General features: G+C 70.6%; 21 protein-coding genes. 10 read left to right on the top strand and 11 right to left on the bottom strand.

From position 1 onward, the window contains the following. Nucleotides 1–117 precede the first annotated feature (117 nt). The 3 genes from ddaH to AB0D18_RS07985 all read right to left on the bottom strand — a co-directional run bounded on the left by ddaH (nt 118) and on the right by AB0D18_RS07985 (nt 3,517). Complete coding sequence (gene ddaH / locus AB0D18_RS07995) at nt 118–897, bottom strand: dimethylargininase (RefSeq protein WP_362414161.1); 780 nt, start codon at nt 895–897, stop codon at nt 118–120. Between the two features lie 107 nt (nt 898–1,004). Continuing rightward, entirely contained in the window at nt 1,005–1,814 is an 810-nt protein-coding gene (locus tag AB0D18_RS07990) for an ATP-binding cassette domain-containing protein (RefSeq protein WP_362414159.1), read from the bottom strand. Further along, a complete protein-coding gene (locus AB0D18_RS07985; protein WP_362414157.1) occupies nt 1,814–3,517 on the bottom strand; it encodes a 2-isopropylmalate synthase in 1,704 nt (567 codons plus the stop codon). Before AB0D18_RS07985 ends, AB0D18_RS07990 begins: the two co-directional genes overlap by 1 nt. Nucleotides 3,518–3,728: 211 nt before the next feature. Between AB0D18_RS07985 and AB0D18_RS07980 the strand changes: the two genes are divergently transcribed. Beyond that, the gene (locus AB0D18_RS07980) at nt 3,729–4,418 is read left to right on the top strand and encodes a FadR/GntR family transcriptional regulator (protein ID WP_362414155.1); all 690 of its coding nucleotides are present in this window, start codon (nt 3,729–3,731) and stop codon (nt 4,416–4,418) included. A 607-nt stretch (nt 4,419–5,025) separates the two neighbouring features. Here the strand turns inward: AB0D18_RS07980 and AB0D18_RS07975 are convergent. The 4 genes from AB0D18_RS07975 to AB0D18_RS07960 all read right to left on the bottom strand — a co-directional run bounded on the left by AB0D18_RS07975 (nt 5,026) and on the right by AB0D18_RS07960 (nt 8,382). Next, nucleotides 5,026–6,687, bottom strand: a complete 1,662-nt coding sequence (locus tag AB0D18_RS07975; protein ID WP_362414154.1) for an ATP-binding cassette domain-containing protein — start codon at nt 6,685–6,687, stop codon at nt 5,026–5,028. Between the two features lie 377 nt (nt 6,688–7,064). Further along, a complete protein-coding gene (locus AB0D18_RS07970; protein ID WP_362414153.1) occupies nt 7,065–7,475 on the bottom strand; it encodes an SsgA family sporulation/cell division regulator in 411 nt (136 codons plus the stop codon). A gap of 114 nt (nt 7,476–7,589) precedes the next feature. Then, entirely contained in the window at nt 7,590–8,060 is a 471-nt protein-coding gene (locus AB0D18_RS07965) for a (4Fe-4S)-binding protein (RefSeq protein WP_362414152.1), read from the bottom strand. A gap of 13 nt (nt 8,061–8,073) precedes the next feature. Further along, nucleotides 8,074–8,382: a GNAT family N-acetyltransferase gene (locus AB0D18_RS07960; protein ID WP_362414150.1), complete on the bottom strand. Its 309-nt coding sequence runs from the start codon at nt 8,380–8,382 to the stop codon at nt 8,074–8,076. Nucleotides 8,383–8,543: 161 nt separating this feature from the next. Between AB0D18_RS07960 and AB0D18_RS07955 the strand changes: the two genes are divergently transcribed. Further along, nucleotides 8,544–9,626, top strand: coding sequence for an oxidoreductase (locus tag AB0D18_RS07955; protein WP_362414148.1), 1,083 nt, complete (start codon nt 8,544–8,546; stop codon nt 9,624–9,626). Between the two features lie 240 nt (nt 9,627–9,866). Here AB0D18_RS07955 and AB0D18_RS07950 read toward each other — a convergent pair whose 3' ends face one another. Next, complete coding sequence (locus AB0D18_RS07950) at nt 9,867–10,166, bottom strand: YciI family protein (protein ID WP_362414146.1); 300 nt, start codon at nt 10,164–10,166, stop codon at nt 9,867–9,869. Nucleotides 10,167–10,258: 92 nt separating this feature from the next. On the opposite strand from AB0D18_RS07950, the gene AB0D18_RS07945 reads away from it, so the two are divergent. Then, nucleotides 10,259–10,993 carry an endonuclease V gene (locus tag AB0D18_RS07945; RefSeq protein WP_362414144.1) on the top strand — a complete coding sequence of 245 codons (735 nt, stop codon included), beginning with the start codon at nt 10,259–10,261 and terminating at the stop codon, nt 10,991–10,993. Between the two features lie 71 nt (nt 10,994–11,064). Beyond that, nucleotides 11,065–11,226, top strand: coding sequence for a hypothetical protein (locus tag AB0D18_RS07940; RefSeq protein WP_362414142.1), 162 nt, complete (start codon nt 11,065–11,067; stop codon nt 11,224–11,226). 72 nt (nt 11,227–11,298) lie between these two features. On the opposite strand, the gene AB0D18_RS07935 is transcribed toward AB0D18_RS07940, so the two are convergent. Next, the gene (locus AB0D18_RS07935) at nt 11,299–12,474 is read right to left on the bottom strand and encodes a saccharopine dehydrogenase NADP-binding domain-containing protein (protein ID WP_362414140.1); all 1,176 of its coding nucleotides are present in this window, start codon (nt 12,472–12,474) and stop codon (nt 11,299–11,301) included. Nucleotides 12,475–12,612: 138 nt separating this feature from the next. On the opposite strand from AB0D18_RS07935, the gene AB0D18_RS07930 reads away from it, so the two are divergent. From AB0D18_RS07930 to AB0D18_RS07910, 5 genes are read left to right on the top strand one after another with little or no spacing between them, the layout of a single operon-like run. Beyond that, nucleotides 12,613–13,803, top strand: coding sequence for a CaiB/BaiF CoA-transferase family protein (locus AB0D18_RS07930; protein WP_362414138.1), 1,191 nt, complete (start codon nt 12,613–12,615; stop codon nt 13,801–13,803). Further along, nucleotides 13,803–14,828 (top strand): LLM class F420-dependent oxidoreductase, encoded by a 1,026-nt coding sequence (locus tag AB0D18_RS07925; RefSeq protein ID WP_362414136.1) that lies wholly within the window; start codon nt 13,803–13,805, stop codon nt 14,826–14,828. Before AB0D18_RS07930 ends, AB0D18_RS07925 begins: the two co-directional genes overlap by 1 nt. Nucleotides 14,829–14,842: 14 nt before the next feature. Beyond that, nucleotides 14,843–15,985 (top strand): acyl-CoA dehydrogenase family protein, encoded by a 1,143-nt coding sequence (locus AB0D18_RS07920; protein ID WP_362414134.1) that lies wholly within the window; start codon nt 14,843–14,845, stop codon nt 15,983–15,985. Between the two features lie 59 nt (nt 15,986–16,044). Continuing rightward, the gene (locus AB0D18_RS07915; RefSeq protein ID WP_362414132.1) at nt 16,045–17,259 is read left to right on the top strand and encodes an acetyl-CoA C-acetyltransferase; all 1,215 of its coding nucleotides are present in this window, start codon (nt 16,045–16,047) and stop codon (nt 17,257–17,259) included. Nucleotides 17,260–17,303: 44 nt separating this feature from the next. Then, a complete protein-coding gene (locus tag AB0D18_RS07910) occupies nt 17,304–19,478 on the top strand; it encodes a 3-hydroxyacyl-CoA dehydrogenase NAD-binding domain-containing protein (RefSeq protein ID WP_362414130.1) in 2,175 nt (724 codons plus the stop codon). 48 nt (nt 19,479–19,526) lie between these two features. On the opposite strand, the gene AB0D18_RS07905 is transcribed toward AB0D18_RS07910, so the two are convergent. Then, on the bottom strand, nt 19,527–20,264 hold the full coding sequence (locus AB0D18_RS07905) for a MerR family transcriptional regulator (RefSeq protein WP_362414128.1): 738 nt from the start codon (nt 20,262–20,264) through the stop codon (nt 19,527–19,529). Nucleotides 20,265–20,364: 100 nt separating this feature from the next. On the opposite strand from AB0D18_RS07905, the gene AB0D18_RS07900 reads away from it, so the two are divergent. Then, nucleotides 20,365–22,209 (top strand): AMP-dependent synthetase/ligase, encoded by a 1,845-nt coding sequence (locus AB0D18_RS07900; RefSeq protein WP_362414126.1) that lies wholly within the window; start codon nt 20,365–20,367, stop codon nt 22,207–22,209. A gap of 132 nt (nt 22,210–22,341) precedes the next feature. Here AB0D18_RS07900 and AB0D18_RS07895 read toward each other — a convergent pair whose 3' ends face one another. Beyond that, nucleotides 22,342–23,016, bottom strand: a complete 675-nt coding sequence (locus AB0D18_RS07895) for an MBL fold metallo-hydrolase (RefSeq protein ID WP_362414124.1) — start codon at nt 23,014–23,016, stop codon at nt 22,342–22,344. Between the last annotated feature and the right edge of the window lie 149 nt (nt 23,017–23,165).

Below are 23,165 nucleotides of genomic sequence, written 5' to 3'. Positions count from 1 at the left end.
CTCCAGGGGATGGGGACGAAGGCGGTTACCTACGGCTTCGTAGGTTACGAGACCGTAGGTTAAACGCGGCGTGAGCGAGTAGCCAAGTCCCCATCCGTTATGTCCCGCTACATACTGTTATGTATGCAGGTCGCGCAGGCGCACGGAGAGACAAGTCACGCAGCCTTCGAGCTTTTCGAACTCACTGATGTCCACCGGAACGGGGACGAACCCAAGATCCGCGAACAGCTCGGCCGACTTCGGCGCACTCGCCGCCATCAGCACCGTGTTCCCGTCCAGCACGACGACATGCGCGCCCGCCTCCTCCGGTACGGAGAGAAAGCGCGGAAACGCCGTCACGCTGTCCACCAGCGGCTCGTACCCCACGACCGTCCCGTCCGGCAGCGCCGTCACGGCCGACTTCAGGTGCAGCACCCGGCTCACCGGCACCGCCACGACCCGCGCCCCGAGAGGCTCGAACGCCGCCCGCAGCTGCCGGACCCCCTCCGCGTTGGTCCGCCCGCCCCGCCCCACGTACACCGTGGAGCCGACCTTCAGCACGTCCCCGCCGTCCAGCGTCCCCGGCTCCCGCACCCGGTTCACCGAACACCCGAGCCGCTCCACCAGTACCGACTCCACGGCCGCCGTCTCCGGCCGCCGGGACACCGCCCCCGACCGTCCGATCAGCGCGACGTTGCGGAACATCACCACCGAATCCTCGACGAACACCCCGTCCGGGCAGTCGTCGGCCGGCTCCACCTCCACCGTCTGCCAGCCGTGCGCATGCAGCGTGGAGGTGTAGTTCTCCCATTGCCGGAGCGCCAACTCCACGTCCACCGGCGTCCGTTCAACGTGCGTCACGAGCCCTTCGGCGAGCAGTGGACTCGGACGGCGCACGAGGGCTTTCCTGCTGGGCATGGGAAATCTCCGATACGGATCGAAACGGTACGGGCTCCGGAAAGGGAAGCGGGCCCGCCGCTCGAACGTATCGAACGACGGGCCCGCAGGCTCCGGGTATCCGCTGATCAGACGCCCGCCACGCGCCGCGTCCGCACGCTCCACCGGCCCTCGTCCCGGGTCAGCCGGACCGGGTGCGCGAAGCAGTCGCCGACCAGCTCGCTCGTCAGCGAATCGGCGACCGGCCCGGACGCCAGGCACTGCCCGTCGCGCAGCAGCATCGCGTGCGTCGTCCCGGCGGGCAGCTCCTCCAGATGGTGGGTGACCAGGACCGAAGCCAGCTCCGGGTACGTGTCGCCCAACACATCGAGCCGGTCCATGAGTTGTTCGCGACCGGCCACGTCGAGACCCGTCGCCGGCTCGTCGAGCAGCAGCAGGCGCGGGCTGGGCATCAGCGCCCGTGCGACCAGTGCGCGGCCCCGCTCGCCCTGCGACAGGGTCGGCCACCGCGCCTCGCTCCGTGACTCCAGACCGAGGAGCGCGATCAGCCGGTCGGCCTCCTTCACCTGCACCTCGGTCGGCCGCCAACGGGGCACCGGTTCCACGGAGTTGGCCAGACCCGTCAGGACGACGTCCCGCACACGCAGCGGCGAGCGCAGCGGATGGCGCGGGTCGACATGGCCGACGTACGTCCGCAGCTCGCGCAGATCGATCCGGCCGAGCTCGTGCCCCAGGACCTCGAGGCTGCCGCGCGTCGGATGGGCGAGCGCGCCGAGCAGCTTCAACAGGGTGGTCTTACCTGCCCCGTTGGCACCGAGCAGCGCCCAGTGCTCGCCGGGGCGGACCGTCAGCGAGATGCCGTCCAGCAGAAGACGGCCGTCCCTGACGAAATCCACGGAACGCACCCGCAGGATGTCGGACGGCTGATGAGCAGTCATCAGGCACCGACCCGCGCCCTGTTGACGGCCGACAGCACTGCCCGCACCGTCGCCGTCAGCACCGAGGTGTCCTGCCCCGCACCCCACCACACGGCCCCGCCGATCCGGCACTGTGCGTACGCGACGGCAGGACTGCCGGGGCCGCTGCCGGTGGAGTGCTCTGCGTAACCGAGGATGTCGACCTCGACGCCCGCCTCCGCCAGGGCCGCCGTGAAGGCGGCGACGGGCCCGTTCCCGGACCCCTTGAAGCGGGCCGGCGGCGCGCCGTCGAATCCGATGTCGCACACCAACTCATGGGCACCCGGACCGACTTCGGCCGCCTCCCACCAAGGCACGGACACCGGCCCGCCGACCCCGGGGGAGAGGTACTGCGCACGGAACAGCTCCCACAGCTCCTCCGTGCTCGCCTCCCGCCCGCTGTCGTCGGTGGCCCGCTGGACCGCCTTCGAGAAGTCGGGCCGCATCCCGCGCGGCAGGTCGATCCCGTAACCGGCCTGCAGCAGATAGGCGATGCCGCCCTTGCCGGACTGGCTGTTGACCCGGATCACCGCCTCGTACGACCGCCCGATGTCGGCCGGATCGATCGGCAAGTACGGTACGGACCACGGCAGTTCGGACTCCGGCACACCCTCGGAGGCAGCCCGCCGGGAGTGCTCGGCCAGCCCCTTGCTGATGGCGTCCTGGTGGGTGCCGGAGAACGCGGTGTGCACGAGGTCGCCGGCGTACGGGTGACGGACCGGCACCGGCAGCCGGTTGCAGTGCTCGACCACCTCCCGTACCGCGTCGATGTCGGAGAGGTCCACCTCCGGGTCGACGCCCTGGGTGTGCAGGTTGAGGGCGAGCGTGACCAGGTCGACGTTGCCGGTGCGCTCGCCGTTGCCGAACAGGCAGCCCTCGACGCGCTGCGCCCCCGCCAGTACGGCGAGTTCGGCACAGGCCACCCCCGTACCGCGGTCGTTGTGCGGGTGCACGGAGAGGATCACCGAGTCGCGCCGCTCCAAGTGCCGGTGCATGTACTCGATCTGGTCGGCGTAGACGTTCGGGGTGGCGATCTCGACCGTGGCGGGGAGGTTGTGAATGACCGGGCGGTCGGGGGAGGCGTCCCACAGCTCGCTCAGACCGTTGCAGATCTCCAGGACGAAGTCCGGCTCGGTGAGGTTGAAGACCTCGGGCGAGAACTGGAAACGGATGTCGGCGTCCGGACGCTGTTCCGCGAGCCGCAGCACGTCCCTCGCACCGCCCCTGATCAGGGTGTGCACCTCGTCGCGGGACCGGCCCAGGACGGTGTCGCGCCAGGTGGGAGCGGTGGCCGTGTAGAGGTGGACGACCGTGTGCGCCAGCCCCTCGATCGACTGGAAGGTGCGCTCGATGAGGTCGCGGCGGGCCGGTGTGAAGACCACCGTGGTCACGTCGTCGGGCACGGCGCCGGTGGTCGCCAGGTGCCGTACGAAGTCGAAATCGGCGCGGCTCGCGGACGGATAGCCGATCTCGATCTCCTTGTAGCCCATGGCGACGAGCAGATCGAAGAGCTTGCGCTTGCGGCCGGTGTCCATGGGTTCGGCCAGGGCCTGGTTACCGTCGCGCAGATCGACCGGTACCCACAGCGGCGCCTTCTCGATGCGGCGGGTGGGCCAGGTGCGATCGGCATCGGCCAGTGGTACGGCCACGCGCTCGTGGGCCGGGCGGTAACGGTGTGACGGCATGGGACTGGGCTGCTGCGGATTCCAGGTGTGCACGGGAAGTGGTTCCTTCGGTCGTCCAACGGCTCCGAGTCCGACCGGCAGCACGGCACCCCGCGGCGGGGTGCCGGTCGGCTCAGACCCCGCCGCGGCAGCCGAGAAGGAGCCCGCAGTAGTGCATGGCGGCTACACTAACCACACCTCAAGTCCTCAGACAACCTGACAGGTGAAATTCATGACGCTCGGCGCTCTCCGCCCAACTCCCTTGGTGGAACAGGCCATTGCGCATCTGCGCGAGCAGATCACCGAGGGCCACTGGCCGGTCGGCACCAAGATCCCCGGCGAGACGACCCTCGCCAAGACCCTCGGCGTCGGCCGCTCCACCGTCCGCGAGGCACTGCGCGCCCTGTCCGAGGCGGGGCTGCTGCGGGCCCGCCAGGGCTCCGGCGTCTTCGTCATCGCCACCGAACCCGAGGAGGACTGGCCGGCCCGCCTGCGCCGGGCCGAGATCACCGATGTGTACGAGGTACGGATGCTGGTCGAGGTCCAGGCGGCTCGGCTCGCCGCCGAACGCCGCACCGAGGACGACGTCACCGCGCTCCGGGCGGCCATGGAGGCGCGGCGCGAGGCGGTGGGCGGGGGAGACGCGGCATTCGTCGACGCGGACATCGCCCTGCATGCCGTGGTCGTCGACGCCGCGCACAACCCCGTCCTCACCTCGCTGTTCGCGGAGTTCCGCCCCGTACTGCGGGCCGGGCTCATCGACATGCTCGAACTGACCGGCCTGCGGAACAGGGACCGGGCCTGCGGGGAGGCGGGCCACGAGACGCTGGTGGACGCGGTGGTACGGGGAGACGCGGAGCGTGCCGGACAAGCGCTCCAGACGGAACTGGCCGGCACCCAGGCCCAGCTGCGCTCCCTGTGACAGGACGCCGCGCGGTGACGGGGCGCCGCGCGGAGACCGGGTGCCCCGTCGTTGCCGCGCGGTGACGGGGCGCCGCGCGGAGACCGGGTGCCCCGTCGTTGCCGCGCGGTGATGGGACGCCGCGCGGTGATGGGGTGCCCCGCCGTGACCGGGCGCCGCGCCGTGATCGGTCGCCCCGCCGTGACGGGACGCCGCGTGGTGGCGGGGCGCCCCGCCGTGGCCGGGCGCCCTGCCGTCGCCGCGCGGTGATGGGGCGCCGCGCCGTGATCGGACGCCCCGTCGTCGCCGCGCCGTGATCGGTCGCCCCGCCGTGACGGGACGCCGCGTGGTGGCGGGGCGCCCCGCCGTGACCGGGTGCCCCGCCGTCGCCGCGCAGTGATGGCCCACCGTCGCCGTGCGGTGATGGGGCGCCGCGCCGTGACCGGACGTTCCGTCGTCGCCGTGCGGTGACGGGACGCCCCGCCGTGGCCGGGTGCCCCGCCGTTGCCGCGTGGTGATGGGGCGCCCCACCGTGACCGGACGCCCCGCCGGCGCCCCACCGTGACAGAGCGCCCCGCCGTGACAAGGCGCCCCGGCGCCTTCTCGCCCCCGCACCTTCTGCCGGGTATCAGCCCACGCTCTCGGCCTCCGCGGGCTCCGCCTCCTCTGTGGGGATCTCCGGTTCCGCCCCCAGATGCAGCCGCCGGGTGATCCCGATCGACTCCAGGAACGGCTCGTCGTGGCTCGCCACGATCAGCGCCCCCTCGTACGCCTGCAGCGCTTCGGTCAGCTGCCGCACGCTCGCCATGTCGAGGTTGTTCGTCGGCTCGTCCAGCATCAGGAGCTGCGGCGCGGGATCCGCGAGCAGCAGTGCCGCGAGGGTCGCCCGGAAGCGCTCGCCGCCCGACAGCGTGCCCACCGCCTGGTCGGCCTTGGCCCCCTTGAACAGGAAGCGTGCCAGCCGCGCCCTGATCAGGTTGTTCGTCGCCGACGGCGCGAGCAGTGCCACGTTCTGCGCGACGCTCAGCGAGTCGTCCAGCACATCGAGCCGCTGCGGCAGGAACCGCGTCGTGACTTTCGTCTCCACCTCCCCCGACAGCGGTTCCAGCTGCCCGGCGACCGTGCGCAGCAGGGTGGTCTTGCCCGCCCCGTTGCGCCCGGTCAGCGCGACCCGCTCGGGCCCGCGCAGCTCGAACTCGCCGTCCAGGCGCGCCCCGTACGGCATTTCCAGGTCCCGTACGAGCAGTACGCCGCGCCCCGGATGGACCGTGGTGTACGGCAGCTCGATGCGGATCTCGGCGTCCTCGCGCACCAACTCCTCCGCCTCGTCGAGCCGTTCCCGCGCGTCCTTCAGCCGCTCGGTGTGCATGATCTTGTGCTTGCCCGCCGACTCCTGGGCGGCCCGCTTGCGGAGCCCCATCACGATCTTCGGCTCGCGCTTCTGCTCGTTCATCTTCTGGCCGTACTTCTTGCGCTTCGCCAACTTGATCTGGGCCTCGGCCAGTTCGCGCTTCTGCTTGTGCACGTCGGCCTCCGCGGCGCGCACCATGCGCGTCGCGGCCTCCTGTTCGACGGCGAGCGCCGCCTCGTACTCGGAGAAGGTTCCGCCGTACCAGCGGACCTCGCCGTCGCGCAGATCGGCGATCTGGTCGACCCGCTCCAGGAGTTCCCGGTCGTGGCTGACCAGGACGAGCACTCCGGAGTAGGCCGACACGGCGTCGTACAGCCGCTGCCGTGCGTACAGGTCGAGGTTGTTCGTCGGCTCGTCGAGCAGCAGCAGGTCGGGCCGGCGCAGCAGCAGTGCGGCCAGCCGCAGCAGTACGGACTCGCCGCCCGACACCTCGCCGATGGTGCGGTCCAGACCGATGTGGCCGAGGCCGAGCTCGCCGAGCGTGGCCAGCGCGCGCTCCTCCACGTCCCAGTCGTCGCCGATCGCGGTGAAGTTCTCCTCGCTCGCGTCACCGGCCTCGATGGCGTGCAGCGCGGCGCGCTTGTCCGCGATCTCCAGGGCCTCGTCGACGCGCAGGCCGGTGTCGAGCACCAGGTTCTGCGGCAGGTAGCCGATGCTGCCCGCGGCTTTCACCTGGCCGCCGGTCGGGGCGAGCTCCCCGGCGAAGAGCTTCAGCAGGGTCGATTTCCCCGATCCGTTGACCCCGATGAGGCCGGTGCGGCCGGGTCCCACGGCGATCTGGAAGTCCTCGAAGACAGGGGTGCCGTCCGGCCAGGCGAAGGAGAGGGCGGTGCAGGTGAGCGACGTGCTCCGGGGCTGTGCATGGGGGTGGGTAGACACGAGGGCCTCCAGGTTGCGGTGAGTGGTGCTGGGGCAACTGGTGGAGACACCGGGAATGCGTACGGACCTTGCGTCAGGCTTCGCGTCAGGCCTCGCGCCGGGGTGGTGACAGCGCAGAAAACTGGGGAGCGGCTGTCAGATTTTCGGGCCCCGAGGGGAAGAAGACGGCTCGAACGCCGAGGTCGCACGCGGCACGCGGAAAATTGCAGTCCACTCAAGGGTGGCTGCCTCGCGGCACGGTGTCCCAGACCTCAGACGAGCAACGTCCTTCTCCATTCGACGACAACAGGGCGAGAGGAACGTTACGCCCGCCGCTCCGGCGGGCGCAAATGATTTCTCGGTCTTCGGTGGAGTCCGGCTGGACCCGCCCCCGCCCGTCAGCTGCTGAGCAGCTGGGCCAGGTCCTGGTCGACGTCCAGGAACCGGTGCTCGGTGCCCTGCGGCACCAGCTCCTGCGTCTCCTGCAGGAAGTTCCGCAGCTCGGAGGTCCTGATGTGCACCATCGCGATCCCCTCGGTGGCATGCAGCTCCAGCACGGTCCGCCCGAAGCCGTAGGGGCGCAGCTGTACGTCACCGACGCCGGCCTCCCCTTCAAGGCCGGTGGCAAGCAGCTCCCGGGCGAAGGTCCACACCACCTCGATTCCCTCCAGGGTCGCCGGGGGAGGGAAGGTCATGTGGACGGCGAAGGGGTCCGTGCGGTCGTAGCTCAGCGTCGCGGGAACGTTCTCCAGTTGCGGCGCGGTGGAGATCAGACGGGCCTGCACGGCCTGCTCGATGACGGTGGACAAGGCCAGCACCTCTCATGCTCGGTGGATGCGTCCTGCCGCCCCGGAAGACGTAGGAACGCGCGATTCCGTGCACACGGAACGGGCGTGAGCTGCATCACCCGTCTCCGGCTGCAATCACGTCGAGCCGCAGACACCTGCGTGGTCGCAGTACGGCTGGTTCCCGCTGGCACCGCAGCCACACAGGATCACGCGTGTCTCATGGTGCGGACCGTGTGAACCGTTGACCGTCAGATCTCCTCGGAGCAGCAGCTGGCCCGCCTTGTTGCGGGTGACCACCGTCGGGCTCTCGCCGGTTTCGGCGGGCCCGTCCCGCAGCCGGTACTGCAGGGCGCCGCTCGGGCAGCGTCCGATCACCTCGGTCACTCGTTCTGGAGGGGCGGCGTCCGGGGAGACCCAGGGGCGCTTCTTCAGGTCGAAGACCTCCGGCAGGCCCCGTACGCACTCGGCCGCGTGCAGACAGCGGCCGGGGTCGAAGGTCACGTCGACCGTCTCGCCCGGGTACTCCTTGACCTTCGGCCGTTCGCCGCTGTCGTCGGTCTTCGGCCGTTCGCCGCTGTCGACGTTCGTTGTGTCGCTGGTGTCCATGGCCGGGCCCCCGTCAGTCCGTGACCGAGCTGCGGCTCTGGTAGAGCAGGTCCTGGTAGTCCGGATGGCGCTGGATCCAGCCCGAGTAGAACGGGCAGACCGCCAGCACCCGCAGTCCGGCGGCCCGTGCCTCGTCCAGCGACTGCCGGACGAGTGCGGCGCCGACGCCCTTCCCCTCGAAGTCCGGTGCGACCTCGGTGTGGACGAACGCGATGAGTTCGGGCGTACGGATGTACTGCGAGATGCCTGCCGTGCGGTCCGATCCGTCCACCCGCGCCTCGTAGCGTCCCGCGTCCTGCGCGTCGACGATCTCGACTGCCAATCCCGTCGCCTCCTCGGCTCTGGATCCACGGTGCGTGCCCGGCTGAGTGCCCGGTGTGTGCCCACCATAGGAACGGGTGCCCCTGGCCGCACTCTGGACGACAGCAGTCCGGTCCGCTAGCTTCCAGCGCCATGAGGGGTATGGGGAATACGAGACGTGTGATGGCCGTGGGACTGAGTGCGGCGGCGGTGGCCGCGGCACTGGGCACGGTTCCGGCACAGGCGGCGGGACCGGGCGTGATCCCGGTGGTGGAGGAGAGCGGGCATGCTCCTTCCGAGTGGCGGCTCAAGGACACAGGCGTGCCGGACGTACGTTTCCGGGGTCTCGCGGCGGTGAACCGGCACACCGCGTGGGTGGCCGGCAGCAAGGGCACCGTGCTGCGCACCGCCGACGGGGGCCGCACCTGGGCAGACGTGTCGCCGCCGGGAGCGGGCGAACTGGAGTTCCGGGACATCGAGGCGTTCGACGGGCGGCGCGCGGTGGTGCTGGCCATCGGCGAGGGCGAGGCGTCCCGGACGTACCGCACGGAGGACGGCGGCCGGACCTGGAAGGAGACCTTCCGCAACCCCGACCCCAAGGCCTTCTACGACTGCCTGACCTTCTTCGACCACCGCAACGGGCTGGCGATGAGCGACCCGGTCGACGGCAAGTACCGCATCCTGTCCACCGCGGACGGCGGCAAGTCCTGGAAGGTGCTCCCGAACAAGGGGATGCCGGAGGCGCTGCCGGGGGAGGCCGGGTTCGCGGCGAGCGGGCAGTGCCTGGTGAGCAACGGGTCGCGGGACGTGTGGCTGGCCACGGGCGGCGCATCGCGGGGCCGGGTGCTGCACTCGGCGGACCGCGGACTGACCTGGCGGGCGACGGACCTTTCGATCCCGGCGGGGGATCCGGCGCGGGGGGTCTTCGGTGTCGCCTTCCGGGACCGTACGCACGGGATCGCGGTCGGCGGTGACTACCGGGCGGGGCAGGCGTCGCCGGACGCGGCGGCGATCACGGCCGACGGGGGTCGGACGTGGCGCCGGTCGGCGACTCCGCCGGCGGAGTACCGCTCCGGGGTGGCATGGCTGCCGGGCAGCCGGTCGGTGGCCCTTTCCGTCGGCCCGACGGGCACGGACGTGACGCTCAACGCGGGACGCTCGTGGCGCAAGATCGACGGCGGCTCGTACGACACGGTGGACTGCACGGCGGACTTCGGGTGCTGGGCGGCGGGGGAGAAGGGGCGCGTGGCACGGCTGGAATTCTGAGGGCGGGTCATCGTCGTGCGGGTGCGTTGTGGCTGGTCGCGCAGTTCCCCGCGCCCCTAACTGCCTGCCCCTTACCTCCCCTAGCCTCCTTGGGCAGCGGGGCCGCCCCCCGGGGGCTGTGGGGTCTCCCCTGCTCGAGCGAAGCCGAGAGCTTGGGGAAGGGTGGGCAAGGGGGCGGCCCCACGCAGAGCACGCCCCCTCCGCGACCGCCCCCGCCCCGCCCCCGCGACCGCCCGCGCCTTAAGCGACCGGTGCCTGCCGATAAGGCGCCAACCCCTCCACCGTCTTCGTCGCCACGAACTCCGTGATCCGGTAAGCGCACACCCCACCCACCGTGAAGGGGTCCGACGCCGCCAGCGCCTCGATCTCCGCGCGCGACTGCGCGACCGCGAGAATCACCCCGCCGTCCCTCGGCTGCTTCCGGCCGGAGGCCAGGAAGACACCCGCCGCGTACTGCGCGTCCAGCCACGCCACGTGATCGGTTATCAGCGCGTCCACCTGCTCGACGGGCGCGGTATAGGTCAACTCAAGTACGAACATGATCGCCAGCGTACCGACCCCGTCGGCCCCGTCGGCCCCGCCAGCCCCTCCACCGCCCACTGTCAGACCCACGTCCTACAGTGGCGATCACGATGAACCACACGCCCCATACCACCCCGAAGGACGAGGCCGCCGCCCGCGCCGTCCAGGACGAACTCCGTACCAGGGTCGTCCTGGACCAGGCCGGACCGCCGCCCGGCACCGGCCATGTCACCGGTGTCGACGTCGCGTACGACGACGCCCGCGACCTCGTCGTCGCCGCGGCAGTCGTCCTCGACGCCGCGACCCTCGCGGTGGTGGAGGAGACCACGGCCACCGGCCGGGTCGCGTTCCCTTACGTACCGGGCCTGTTGGCGTTCCGCGAGATACCGACGGTGCTGGCCGCCCTCGGGAAGCTCGGCGTCGACCCCGGCCTGATCGTCTGCGACGGGTACGGGCTGGCCCACCCGCGCCGCTTCGGCCTGGCCAGTCACCTCGGCGTACTGACCGGGCTTCCCACCCTCGGCGTCGCGAAGAGCCCCTTCACGTTCACGTACGAACAACCCGGCCCCCGGCGTGGGGACTTCTCGCCCCTCCTCGACGAGGGCGACGGCACGGAGGTCGGCCGCGCCCTGCGTACCCGGGCCGGCGTGAAGCCCGTCTTCGTGTCCGTCGGCCACCGGGTCAGCCTCGACAACGCGTGTGCGCACACCCTGAGGCTGGCCTCCGCCTTCCGCCAGCCGGAGACCACCCGCCGCGCGGACTCGCTGTGCAGACGGGCCCTGGCGGAGGCGACCGCCGAGGCTGGTGCAACAGGTGCGTGGCCGATGCAACAGACGCGTAACTGAGTATGCGTACGGATGTGGTGAGCAGAATTTCGGGACAGGGTGATCACATGAATATGAGCATGAGCATGAAAATGAGCGCACGTACCGCACCCGCCGTCCCCGAATACTTCGAGTCCGTCACCGTCCACCGGGCGGGCCGGCGGATGGCAGTGAGCGTGTTCGTCGGCGTGCTGGCGATGCTGGGCTGGACCGGCGGCATGATCTACACGATCTCGGGCTGGATATCCGGCTGATCACCGGTCATCCAGTGCTCACCGGTCACCCAATGATCACCGGACACCCACTGATCAGCGGACCCCCGACGATCACCGGACGGCCGCCACCCGGAACCGGATTCCCGCTTCCTGCAGCCGCTCCAGCAGGGCGTCGCCCATCGCCACCACCGGCGTCACCTGCCCCGCCGCCTTGGGCAGTTCGTCGAAGGCGAGGCAGAGCAGTGACTCCGCGAGGATCTTCGCCGTCTCGCCGTACCCGGGGTCGCCGCCCGACACCTCGGTGAACACCCGCTGTCCGCCGCCCTCTCCGACGAACCGCACGGTGAACCAGCTCTTCGCCCGCCGCGCCTCGTCAGGACCGGTCCCCGGGGCGAACAGCGCACCCAGCCGCCGCCGCACCGCCGGCACCTGCGCGGCCGCCACCACCGAGCCCGCCGCGAGCGCCCCGCCCACCGCGACCGGCAGCCACTTCACCGCCGCGAAGTGCCGGTAGCGGAAGTCGGGTCCGTACCGCTCCAGTGCCGCCGCCGACCGTTGCACCACCTGTGCGTCGAGAGTCGGCAGGGGAAGCGCCCAGGCGGACAGCTCGCCGCTGCGGTGCGGTGCGCCGAACGGGGCCCGTACCCGGCGCCCGCCCTCCGGCCGGGGTTCCACCGCCCGCCGCTCCTGCGCCGCCCGCATCATCTGCCGCCCGCGCCCCATCGCCCCCAGCGCCGACGCGAACGTGCCCCCGGAGAAGCGCGCCCCGGTCCTTACGTATCCGTCGACCCGCAGCGGCACCCCCTCCGGCAGTTGGCGCACCGTGAAGTACGCGCCCAGGTCGTGCGGTACGGAGTCGAAGCCGCACGCGTGCACCATCCGGGACCCGCTCCGCCTGGCCACCGCGTCGTACGCCACGTACATCCGGTCCAGGAACTCCGGCTCCCCGCACAGGTCCGCGTAGTCCGTGCCCGCCTCGGCGCACGCCGCGACCAGGCCCTCTCCGTACTGGAGGTAGGGGCCGACAGTCGACGCCAACACCCGGGTGCTGCGGGCGAGTTCGCGCAGCGAAGCCGGGTCGTCGGAGTCCGCCCGCAGCAGTGGCAGTGCGGCGCAGGCCGGGTTGGTCCCGGCCAGGCGTTCGCGCAGTCGCTCCAGTTTGGCGGGCGAGCGGCCCGCGAGTGCCCAGCGGCAGTCCTCCGGGGCGTGCGCGGCCAGGTACCGCGCCGTCAGTTCGCCCACGAAGCCGGTTGCTCCGAAGAGCACGATGTCGTACGGACGCGGCATGGGGATCCTCCAGTCGTCGGGTGCAGCTCGGGAAAAGGCTAAGCGCTTGCTCGGCCAAGGGGCTTGTGCAGAGTGGAACACGTTCTTAGCATCACTGCTGTTACATCAGTTGTGTCACAGTCACGCGCTGGGGGCTTGATGGCAAGGACAGCAGGCACGAACAAGGGGGTCCCGCGAGGGCCCCTGTCCGGAGTGCGCGTGGTGGAGCTGGCCGGCATCGGTCCCGGCCCGTTCGCCGCGATGTGCCTCGCCGACCTGGGCGCCGATGTCGTACGGGTGGACAGGCCCGGCGGCGCCGGGCTCGGCGTCGACCCGGCGAAGGACCTCACCAACCGCAACAAGCGCTCCGTCCTCGTCGACCTCAAGGACCCGGCGGGACCTGGCCAGGTCCTCGACCTCGTCGAGCGCGCCGACATCCTCATCGAGGGCTACCGCCCCGGCGTGGCCGAACGCCTCGGCGTCGGCCCCGACAGCTGCCTCGCCCGCAACCCGAAGCTGGTCTACGGGCGCATGACCGGCTGGGGTCAGGAGGGCCCCCTCGCCCAGCGGGCCGGGCACGACATCGGGTACCTCGCCCTGACCGGCACCCTCGGCATGATCGGCAAGCCGGACGAGCCGCCGACCGTCCCCGCCAACCTGGTCGGTGACTACGCGGGCGGCTCGCTCTACCTGGTCATCGGCGTCCTTGCCGCACTCCAGCACGCCCGTACGCCCGAGGGCTCCGGCCAGGTCGTCGATGCGGCGATCGTCGACGGCGCCAGTCACCTCGCGACCATGCTGCACGCCATGCTCGCGGCCGGCGGCTGGCAGGACCGGCGCGGCTCGAACCTCCTCGACGGCGGCTGCCCCTTCTACGGGACGTACGAGACATCCGACGGGCAGTACATGGCGGTGGGGGCGCTGGAACCGCGGTTCTACGCCGAGTTCACCGACCTGCTCGGCATCACGGACACCGCACCCGAGCGCGGTGACCTCGCCCGCTGGGACGAGCTGCGCGAGACCATCGCCGCCCGCTTCAAGGAGCGCACCCGCCAGGAGTGGACGGCGGTCTTCGAGGACTCCGACGCCTGTGTGGCGCCGGTGCTCTCCATGCGCGAGGCCCCGCACCACCCGCACCTCGCCGCCCGCTCCACCTACGTCGAGCACGGCGGCGTCACCCAGCCGGCACCCGCCCCGCGCTTCTCCGCGACGCCGGGCGCGATCGCCCGGGGGCCCGCGCTGCCCGGGGCCGACACGGCCGACGTGGCCGCCGACTGGGACGTACCGAGCCTCACCAAGGCCGCCACAGAGGGCACCACAGAGGGCACCACGAAGGGTGAGACCAACTGATGGTGATCTCCGTCCCGTTGAGCTACGCGGCCGACCCCCGCGAGGCCTGCGACCAGGTCGCGGAGCTGGAGTCCGCCGGTCTCGACGCCGTCTGGGTGGCCGAGGCGTACGGCTTCGACTCGCCCACGGTCATGGGCTATCTGGCCGCCCGTACTACCCGCATGAAGATCGGCGCGGGCATCCTCAACGTCTACTCGCGCACCCCCGCCCTCATCGCCCAGACCGCCGCCGGACTCGACGCGATCTCCGGCGGCCGGGCACTGCTCGGCCTTGGCGCGTCGGGCCCGCAGGTCGTCGAGGGCTGGCACGGCAAGCCGTACGACAAGCCGCTGGGACGCACCCGCGAGACCGTCGAACTGTGCCGCCGCATCTGGCGGCGGGAGGTCATCGACCACCACGGCATCACCGACATGCCGCTCCCGAAGGAGAAGGGCGGCCGGCTCGGCAAGCCGCTCAAGATCCTCACGAAGCCGGTGCGCGACAACATCCCCGTCTACGTCGCCTCGCTCGGCCCCGCCAACGTCAGGCTGACCGCCGAGATCGCCGACGGCTGGCTGCCCACCCTCTTCCTCCCCGAGAAGGCGGAACAGGTGTGGGGGAGCGCCCTCGCCGAGGGGAGCACGCGGCGCGACCCCTCCCTAGGCGCGCTGCGGACCGTCGCGGGCGGACTCCTCGCCATCGGCGAAGACGCCGCAGAGGTACGGGACTTGGCGCGCCCGCAGATCGCCCTGTACGTCGGCGGCATGGGAGCCAGGGGAAAGAACTTCTACAACGACCTCGCCGTCGCCTACGGCTACGAGGAGGAGGCCGCGAAGATCCAGGACCTCTACCTCGCAGGCAGGAAGAAGGAGGCGGAGGCCGCCGTCCCCGACGAGTTCTGCGAGCTCATGTCGCTGTGCGGGCCCGAGAGCTACGTCCGTGAACGCGTCGAGGCGTTCCGGGCGGCGGGCGTCACCATGCTCAACGTCATTCCGGTCGGTCCCGAACCGGCCAAGCTCATCGAGACCGTGAAGAACTGGCTGTAGGGGACTGTGGATTGATGAAGCGTCAGATTTTCAACGCGGAGCACGAAGCGTTCCGCGAGACCGTCCGCACCTTCCTCACCAAGGAGGTCCTGCCGCACTACGAGCAGTGGGAGAAGGACGGCATCGTCAGCCGCGACGCCTGGCTCGCCGCCGGAAGGCAGGGCCTGCTCGGGCTCGCCGTGCCCGAGGAGTACGGGGGCGGCGGAAACCCCGACTTCGTCTACAGTGCCGTACTGGCCGAGGAGTTCACCCGTGCGGGGGCGGCCGGGCTCGCGGTCGGCCTGCACAACGACATCATCGGCCCCTACCTCACCGACCTCTCCACCGACGAGCAGAAGCGGCGCTGGCTGCCCGGCTTCTGCTCCGGCGAGACGATCACCGCCATCGCGATGACGGAGCCGGGCGCGGGCTCGGACCTCCAGGGGATCCGTACCTCCGCCGAGGACAAGGGCGACCACTGGCTGCTCAACGGCTCCAAGACGTTCATCTCCAACGGCATACTCGCCGACCTGGTGATCGTCGTCGCGAAGACCTCTCCGCAGGGCGGTGCGAAGGGCCTGTCCCTCCTGGTCGTGGAGCGCGGTGCGGAGGGCTTCGAGCGGGGCCGCAACCTCGACAAAATCGGCCAGAAGGCGCAGGACACGGCCGAGCTGTTCTTCCACGACGTGAGGGTTCCCAAGGAGAATCTCCTGGGTGAGCTCAACGGCGCATTCGTCCACCTCATGACCAACCTAGCCCAGGAGCGCATGGGCATCGCGGTCGCCGGGATCGCCGCCGCCGAACACCTCCTGGAGATCACCACGAACTACGTCAAGGAGCGCGAGGCGTTCGGCCGGCCGCTGGCCAAGCTCCAGCACATCCGCTTCGAGATAGCGGAGATGGCCACCGAGTGCGCCGTCACCCGGACGTTTCTCGACCGCTGCATCGTCGATCACCGAGACGGCGAACTCGACGCAGTCCACGCGTCGATGGCCAAGTGGTGGGCCACCGAATTGCAGAAACGCGTTGCCGACCGGTGTCTCCAACTGCACGGCGGTTACGGCTACATGACCGAATACCGGGTCGCCAAGGCCTTCACGGACGGCCGCATCCAGACGATCTACGGCGGCACGACCGAGATCATGAAGGAAATAATCGGCCGCTCCCTCCTCGGGTAGCGCCACCCCCTCTCTTCTCGAAAGCTCTTCCTCAAAGCTCTTCCTGAAAGGCAAGTGTCTTGACTACCGAAGCGTTTGTGTTCGACGCGATCCGCACCCCGCGCGGGCGCGGCAAGGCCAACGGGGCCCTGCACGGCACCAAGCCGATCGACCTGGTCGTCGGCCTCATCCACGAGGTCAGGAACCGCTTCCCCGACCTCGACCCGGCCGCCATCGACGACATCGTCCTCGGCGTCGTCGGCCCGGTCGGCGACCAGGGCTCCGACATCGCCCGCACCGCCGCGATCTCCGCCGGACTCCCCGACAGCGTCGCGGGCGTACAGGAGAACCGCTTCTGTGCCTCCGGCCTCGAAGCCGTCAACCTGGCCGCCATGAAGGTCCGTTCGGGCTGGGAGGACCTGGTCCTCGCGGGCGGCGTCGAGTCGATGTCGCGGGTCCCGATGGGCTCCGACGGCGGCGCCTGGTTCAACGACCCGATGACCAACTTCGAGAACGGCTTCGTCCCCCAGGGGATCGGCGCCGACCTCATCGCCACCATCGAGGGCTTCTCTCGCCGCGACGTCGACGAGTACGCCGCGCTCTCCCAGGAGCGGGCCGCCGCCGCGTGGAAGGACAACCGCTTCGCGCGCTCCGTCGTCCCCGTACGCGACCGCAACGGCCTGCTGGTCCTCGACCACGACGAGCACATGCGCCCCGGCACCACCGCCGACTCGCTCGCCCCTCTCAAGCCCTCCTTCGCCGCGATCGGCGACATGGGCGGCTTCGACGCGGTGGCGCTGCAGAAGTACCACTGGGTGGAGTCGATCAACCACGTCCACCACGCGGGCAACTCCTCCGGCATCGTCGACGGCGCCGCCCTCGTCGCCATCGGCACCAAGGAGGTCGGCGAACGCTACGGGCTCACCCCTCGCGCCCGTATCGTCTCGGCCGCCGTCTCCGGATCCGAGCCGACCATCATGCTCACCGGCCCCGCCCCCGCCACCCGCAAGGCACTCGCCAAGGCGGGCCTGACCATCGACGACATCGACCTCGTCGAGATCAACGAGGCGTTCGCGGGCGTCGTGCTGCGCTTCGCCAGGGACATGGGCCTCTCCCTCGACAAGATCAACGTCAACGGCGGCGCCATCGCCATGGGCCACCCGCTGGGCGCCACCGGCGCGATGATCCTCGGCACCCTCGTCGACGAACTGGAGCGCCAGGACAAGCGCTACGGCCTCGCCACGCTGTGCGTCGGCGGCGGCATGGGCGTCGCCACCGTCATCGAGCGCGTCTGAATCTCGTCCAGCCCGCACCCACTTCTTACGGAGAGACCCGGAAAATGAGCGAGCCCACCACCATCCGCTGGGAGCAGGACGAGACCGGCGTCGTCACCCTCGTCCTCGACGACCCGAACCAGTCCGCGAACACCATGAACGCCGCCTTCAAGGCCTCCATCGCGGCGGTCGCCGACCGCGCCGAGGCCGAGAAGGACTCCATCCGGGGCATCATCTACACCTCCGCGAAGAAGACCTTCTTCGCGGGCGGCGACCTCAAGGACATGATCCAGGTCGGCCCGGAGAACGCCCAGCAGGCCTTCGACACCGGCACCGCCATCAAGAACTCGCTGCGCCGGATCGAGACCCTCGGCAAGCCCGTCGTCGCCGCCGTCAACGGGGCGGCCCTGGGCGGCGGTTACGAGATCGCGCTCGCCTCCCACCACCGCATCGCGCTCGACGCGCCGGGCTCCAAGATCGGCCTCCCCGAGGTCACCCTCGGCCTGCTCCCGGCGGGCGGCGGCGTCACCCGTACCGTACGGCTCATGGGCATCGCCGACGCGCTGCTCAAGGTCCTCCTCCAGGGCACCCAGTACAGCCCGCAGCGCGCCCTGGAGAACGGTCTCGTCCACGAGGTCGCGGCGACGCGCGAGGAGATGCTCGCCAAGGCGCACGCCTTCATCGACACGCACCCCGAATCGCAGCAGCCCTGGGACGTCAAGGGCTACAAGATTCCCGGCGGCACCCCGTCCAACCCGCGCTTCGCCGCGAACCTCCCGGCGTTCCCCGCCAACCTCAAGAAGCAGACGGGCGGCGCCAATTACCCCGCCCCGCGCAATATCCTCGCGGCGGCCGTCGAGGGCTCGCAGGTCGACTTCGACACCGCGCTGACCATCGAGGCCCGGTACTTCACCGAGCTGGTCACCGGGCAGATCGCCAAGAACATGATCCAGGCGTTCTTCTTCGACCTCCAGGCCGTCAACTCCGGCGCCAACCGCCCCAAGGGCATCGAGCCCCGCAAGGTCCGCAAGGTCGCCGTCCTCGGCGCGGGCATGATGGGCGCCGGAATCGCCTACTCCTGTGCCCGCGCCGGCATCGAGGTCGTCCTCAAGGACGTCACCCCGGAGGCCGCCGCCAAGGGCAAGGCGTACTCGGAGAAGCTCCTCACGAAGGCGCTGAGCCGCGGCCGTACCACCGAGGCCAAGCGCGACGAACTCCTCGCCCGCATCACGCCCACCGCCAACCCCGCCGACCTGGCGGGCTGCGACGCGGTGATCGAGGCGGTCTTCGAGGACACCGGCCTCAAGCACAAGGTGTTCCAGGAGATCCAGGACGTCATCGAGCCCGACGCGCTCCTGTGCTCCAACACCTCCACCCTCCCCATCACCGGTCTCGCGGAGGGCGTCTCGCGCCCCGTCGACTTCATCGGCCTGCACTTCTTCTCGCCGGTCGACAAGATGCCGCTCGTCGAGATCATCAAGGGAGAAAGGACCGGCGACGAGGCACTCGCCCGCGCCTTCGACCTGGTCCGCCAGATCAAGAAGACCCCGATCGTCGTCAACGACAGCCGCGGCTTCTTCACCTCGCGCGTCATCGGGCAGTTCATCAACGAGGGCGTCGCGATGGTCGGCGAAGGCATCGAGCCCGCCTCCGTCGAGCAGGCCGCCGCCCAGGCCGGCTACCCGGCGAAGGTCCTCTCCCTCATGGACGAGCTGACCCTCACCCTGCCGCGCAAGATCCGCAACGAGACGAAGAAGGCGGTGGAGGAAGCGGGCGGAGTGTGGCCGGGGCACCCCTCCGACGTGGTCATCGACCGCATGGTGGACGAGTTCCAGCGCCCCGGCCGCAGTGGCGGCGGCGGCTTCTACGAGTACGGCGAGGACGGCAGGCGCACCCGCCTGTGGCCGGGGCTGCGCGAACACTTCACCGTGCCCGGCAAGGAGATCCCCTTCGTCGACATGCAGGAGCGGATGCTCTTCTCCGAGGCCATCGACACGGTCCGGCTCTTCGAGGAGGGCGTGCTGACGTCGGTCGCCGACGCCAACATCGGCTCCATCATGGGCATCGGCTTCCCGGCCTGGACCGGCGGCGTCATCCAGTACATCAACGGTTACGAGGGCGGCCTGCCCGGCTTCGTCGCCCGAGCCCGCGAGCTGGCGGCGACGTACGGCGAGCGGTTCGAGCCGACGGCGCTGCTGGTGGAGAAGGCGTCGAAGGGCGAGAAGTTCAGCGACAGCTGACCGTCGTCCCCCTTGGGCCGCGGGCCGCGCCCTCCGTCGACGTACCTCTCAGGACTCGTCGACGAACGCGGCCCGCAGCTCTTCCTTCAGCGACCGCTGGAACGCCGTGACCAGCGCCTGGAGCACCATCGGCTGCATGTGCGCCGACAGCGACCTCATCGCCTCCACGTGCTCCGGGTCCGACTCCCGCTCCCGGTACGGGCTCCACACCTCGTCGCGGAACAGATGCGTCAGCGCACGCGCCGCCGAGCGGGTGTGCTCCATGAGGATGGTGCGCGCCGCGAGGATCGTCTCGTGCGCGATCGGCACGCCCAGGAGCTGCACGCCGAGCGCCAGCAGCCCCGGATCGACCCGGAAGGTGTCCGGGGTGCCGGCGCGTTCCAGTACGTTCATCGCGGCCAGCCGGTCGATGTCCACGTCCGACAGGGCGCGGCCCGCCCGGCGCTCCAGCTCCGCGCGGGTGGCGTCCTCCGCGGAGTCCGGCGCCCAGGACGCCACCACCGCGCGGTGGATCGCCAGGTCGTGCGCGCTCAGGTCGGGCGGCAGCTGCTCCAGGTAGCGCTCGATGGCGGACAGGGTCATCCCGTGGTGCTGCAGCTCCTCGATGAGGGCGAGCCGGGAGAGGTGCTCGGGACCGTAGTGACCGACCCGGCGGGGGCCGATCGCCGGAGGCGGCAGGAGGCCCTTGGTGCTGTAGAAGCGGATGGTGCGGACGGTGACGCCGGCGCGCGCGGCCAGTTCGTCGACCGTGAGCGTCGGCTCCCCGGTACCGGTGGTCGTCGTCATGGCGGTGCCCCGTTCCTCTGCTGATCCTGTGCCGCTGATCCTCCGCTGGGATTCAGTGCAACAGTATTGCTGTCTCACCACTGTTGTGAAAGTCTCCGTCATGACCACGATCCTGCGGCTTCCCGCCGATCCGGCCGAACTCACCCTGCCTGCACTGCTGTTACGCAATGCCGAGGACCACGGGGACCTCCCCGCCCTCTCCTGGCGCACGGCCTCCTGGCGCACGGCCTCCTCGCGCACGGTGGACGGCAGCGGCTGGACCACTCTCACCTGGCGCGAGGTCCGCCGGAAGGCCGCCGTCCTGGCCGCCGGGTACGCGGCGCTGGGAGTGCGGCGCGGTGAGCAGGTGCTCATGATGATGGGCAACCGCCCCGAGCACTGGCTGAGCGACCTCGCCCTCATGCACCTCGGCGCGATCCCGGTCACGGTGTACGGCACAGCCGCGTCCGAGCAGGTCGCGCACCTCGCGCGACACAGCGGGGCCAGGTTCGCGATCGTCGAAGGCGCGGGTCAACTCCCACTCTGGGAAACGTTGTTGGAGGATCCGGAGGTCCCGCTGGAGAAACTGGTCGTCGTGGAGGCGGCCGAGGCGGGCCCACATCGTACGTACGGTTCGCTGCACGCCACCGGAGGGCGGCTCCACCGAGCCGACACCTTCGAAAAGGGCTGGCAGCAGACGCGCGCCGACGACATCGTCACCGTCGTCTACACCTCCGGCACCACCGGCGACCCCAAGGGCGTCCCGATCACCCACCGCATGGTGGTGAGCAACGCGCTCTCCCTCGACCGGGTGGTCGACCTCCCCGGCCACGTCGAGCACATCTGCTACCTCCCCTTCGCGCACATCGCGGAACGCATGCTCGGCATCTACCTCCCCGTCTTCCGCGCTTCGCACGTCCATCTCTGCGCCGATCCCGCCCAAGTGGCTGCCACCGCGCGGGAGTTGCACCCCGCCCAGTTCTTCGGGGTGCCGAGGGTGTGGGAGAAGCTGGCAGCGACGGTAGGGGCCGCGCTGTCCGGACTCCCCGAGGAGCAACGGGCGGCGGTCGAGCAGGCGGCGGACACGGCCAGGGCGCACGTCGCGTGCAGGGAGCGGGGCGAGTTGCCGTCACCGGAACTGGAGGGTGCGTACCGGGCGGCGAAGACGAAGGTGCTGGACCCGCTGCTCGGACTCGCGGGCTTCGACCGGCTGGTGTGGACGGCGAGTGCGTCGGCGCCGATGCCCCTCGAAGTGACCCGGTTCTGGGCGGGGTTCGGCATCGTGATCATGGACGCGTGGGGGCTGACGGAGACGGTCGGCGTCTGTACGGCCAACGGTCCGACCGGGGGATTCCGGCTGGGTTCGGTGGGCCGCCCGCTGGACGGCCTGGAACTGAAGGTCGCGGAGGACGGCGAGATCCTGGTTCGCGGCGAGACCGTCTTCCGCGGCTATCTGCGGGCGGACGGGACGATCGAGGGCGCGCTGGACGCGGACGGCTGGTTCGCGACCGGCGACATCGGCCGCCTCGACGAGGACGGATTCCTCTGGCTGACCGACCGCAAGAAGGAAATGATCGTCACCTCGGCCGGCAAGAACGTCTCTCCGGCCCTCGTCGAGAACACCCTCAAGGAACACCCCCTGATCGGACAGGCCCTGGCGCACGGCGACGGACGGTCGTACGTGGTGGCGCTGCTGGTCATGGACGGCGAAGTGCTCCCTTCCTGGGCGGCGGCGCGGGGTATCGAGGGGCCGGTGACGGTGGACCATCCTGCGGTACGGGAGGAGATCGCGCGGGCCGTCGAAGCGGCGAACGCGCGGCTGAACCGGACGGAGCAGGTGAAGCGGTACCGGCTGCTGAGCGGTGAATGGGGGCCGGACACCGGCGAGTTGACGCCCTCCCTGAAGCTGAGGCGTCGGGTGATCCGGGAGAAGTACGGGCAGGAGATCGAGGAACTGTACGGATGAGGGGCGGGGTGGTGCGAGGCCCTGTGCGACCGGCCACCCCGCTCTCCACCTCAGCGGCGCGTCAGAGATGGGCTCAGCGACGCGTCAGCGAGGCGCTCAGCGACGCGTCAGAGATGCACTCAGCGGCGCGCGTCAGAGAGGCGCGTTCTCGTCCGCCGGGAACGGAGCTCCGTGCCCCGGCACGATGACGTCCGCCAGCGCCAGTACCCGCAGCCGTGATTCCCGCAGGAGCGCCTGGTCGGGGGCGACCGGGTCGACGACCGGCCCGTTCGGCCGCCACCACAGGTCGCCCGCGAACGCCACCACCCCCGACGCCGTCCCCGCCAGCAGCGTCACGTCCTGCGCGCTGTGCCCCGGAGTGTGGATCAGCCGCAGGGAGGGCGTGAGCTCGTGGCCTTCCGCGTCCCGGTCCTCCCACTGGTCGCCCTCGTACACCGCCTTGTGGTCGTGCACCCGGGCCCGGCCGAACAGCCCCACGTTGATGATGTTGTCCGGGTGGTGGTGGCTGAGGACCACGTCCGTGATGTCGTCCGGGCCGAGCCCGAGTTCGGCCAGCGGGCCCAGAATGCTGTCGCGGTCCGGCACCATGCCCGGGTCGAAGATCACGTGCCGGTCGCCGTCGGTGACGTAGGAGACGGTCGCGGCGACGCCGGGACCGGTCGAGAGGGTGTAGCCGGTGTGCAGGACGGTGTAGGAGGCGGTGCGGGCGAGCGGCGCTTCTGCCGTTGCCGCTGTCGTTGCTTCCGTCGTTGCTTCCGTCGTTGCTTCCTTCGTTGCTTCCTTCGTTGCTTCAGTCGCTGTCGTCATGTCCGCAAGCATTCCGTCCGGGCGGGGCAGCCACGAGTGGCCTTCCTGCCACCGATCGCGGGAATCGTGCCAGACTCGCCCGCATGTCATCTCAACAGGCCGAGTCCGGCGCCTCGTTGGCTCCCGCCGCCGAACAGCTCGCGCCCCGA

Origin of the sequence: Streptomyces sp. NPDC048442 (assembly GCF_040651475.1) — a bacterium.
Classification (GTDB): Bacteria; Actinomycetota; Actinomycetes; order Streptomycetales; family Streptomycetaceae; genus Streptomyces.
The sequence above is the reverse complement of the archived record's forward strand: the minus strand, read 5'-3'. Positions and strand labels throughout refer to the sequence as shown.

Coding starts and splice junctions, on each gene's coding strand:
- AB0D18_RS07965 (WP_362414152.1), bottom strand. CDS start 8,060: ATGGACACCAGCGACACAACGAACGTCGACAGCGGCGAACGGCCGAAG.
- AB0D18_RS07950 (WP_362414146.1), bottom strand. CDS start 10,166: ATGTTCGTACTTGAGTTGACCTATACCGCGCCCGTCGAGCAGGTGGAC.
- ddaH (WP_362414161.1), bottom strand. CDS start 897: ATGCCCAGCAGGAAAGCCCTCGTGCGCCGTCCGAGTCCACTGCTCGCC.
- AB0D18_RS07905 (WP_362414128.1), bottom strand. CDS start 20,264: ATGACGACGACCACCGGTACCGGGGAGCCGACGCTCACGGTCGACGAA.
- AB0D18_RS07940 (WP_362414142.1), top strand. CDS start 11,065: ATGAGCGCACGTACCGCACCCGCCGTCCCCGAATACTTCGAGTCCGTC.
- AB0D18_RS07930 (WP_362414138.1), top strand. CDS start 12,613: ATGGCAAGGACAGCAGGCACGAACAAGGGGGTCCCGCGAGGGCCCCTG.
- AB0D18_RS07935 (WP_362414140.1), bottom strand. CDS start 12,474: ATGCCGCGTCCGTACGACATCGTGCTCTTCGGAGCAACCGGCTTCGTG.
- AB0D18_RS07990 (WP_362414159.1), bottom strand. CDS start 1,814: ATGACTGCTCATCAGCCGTCCGACATCCTGCGGGTGCGTTCCGTGGAT.
- AB0D18_RS07945 (WP_362414144.1), top strand. CDS start 10,259: ATGAACCACACGCCCCATACCACCCCGAAGGACGAGGCCGCCGCCCGC.
- AB0D18_RS07920 (WP_362414134.1), top strand. CDS start 14,843: ATGAAGCGTCAGATTTTCAACGCGGAGCACGAAGCGTTCCGCGAGACC.
- AB0D18_RS07955 (WP_362414148.1), top strand. CDS start 8,544: ATGGCCGTGGGACTGAGTGCGGCGGCGGTGGCCGCGGCACTGGGCACG.
- AB0D18_RS07980 (WP_362414155.1), top strand. CDS start 3,729: ATGACGCTCGGCGCTCTCCGCCCAACTCCCTTGGTGGAACAGGCCATT.
- AB0D18_RS07895 (WP_362414124.1), bottom strand. CDS start 23,016: ATGACGACAGCGACTGAAGCAACGAAGGAAGCAACGAAGGAAGCAACG.
- AB0D18_RS07900 (WP_362414126.1), top strand. CDS start 20,365: ATGACCACGATCCTGCGGCTTCCCGCCGATCCGGCCGAACTCACCCTG.
- AB0D18_RS07910 (WP_362414130.1), top strand. CDS start 17,304: ATGAGCGAGCCCACCACCATCCGCTGGGAGCAGGACGAGACCGGCGTC.
- AB0D18_RS07985 (WP_362414157.1), bottom strand. CDS start 3,517: ATGCCGTCACACCGTTACCGCCCGGCCCACGAGCGCGTGGCCGTACCA.
- AB0D18_RS07925 (WP_362414136.1), top strand. CDS start 13,803: ATGGTGATCTCCGTCCCGTTGAGCTACGCGGCCGACCCCCGCGAGGCC.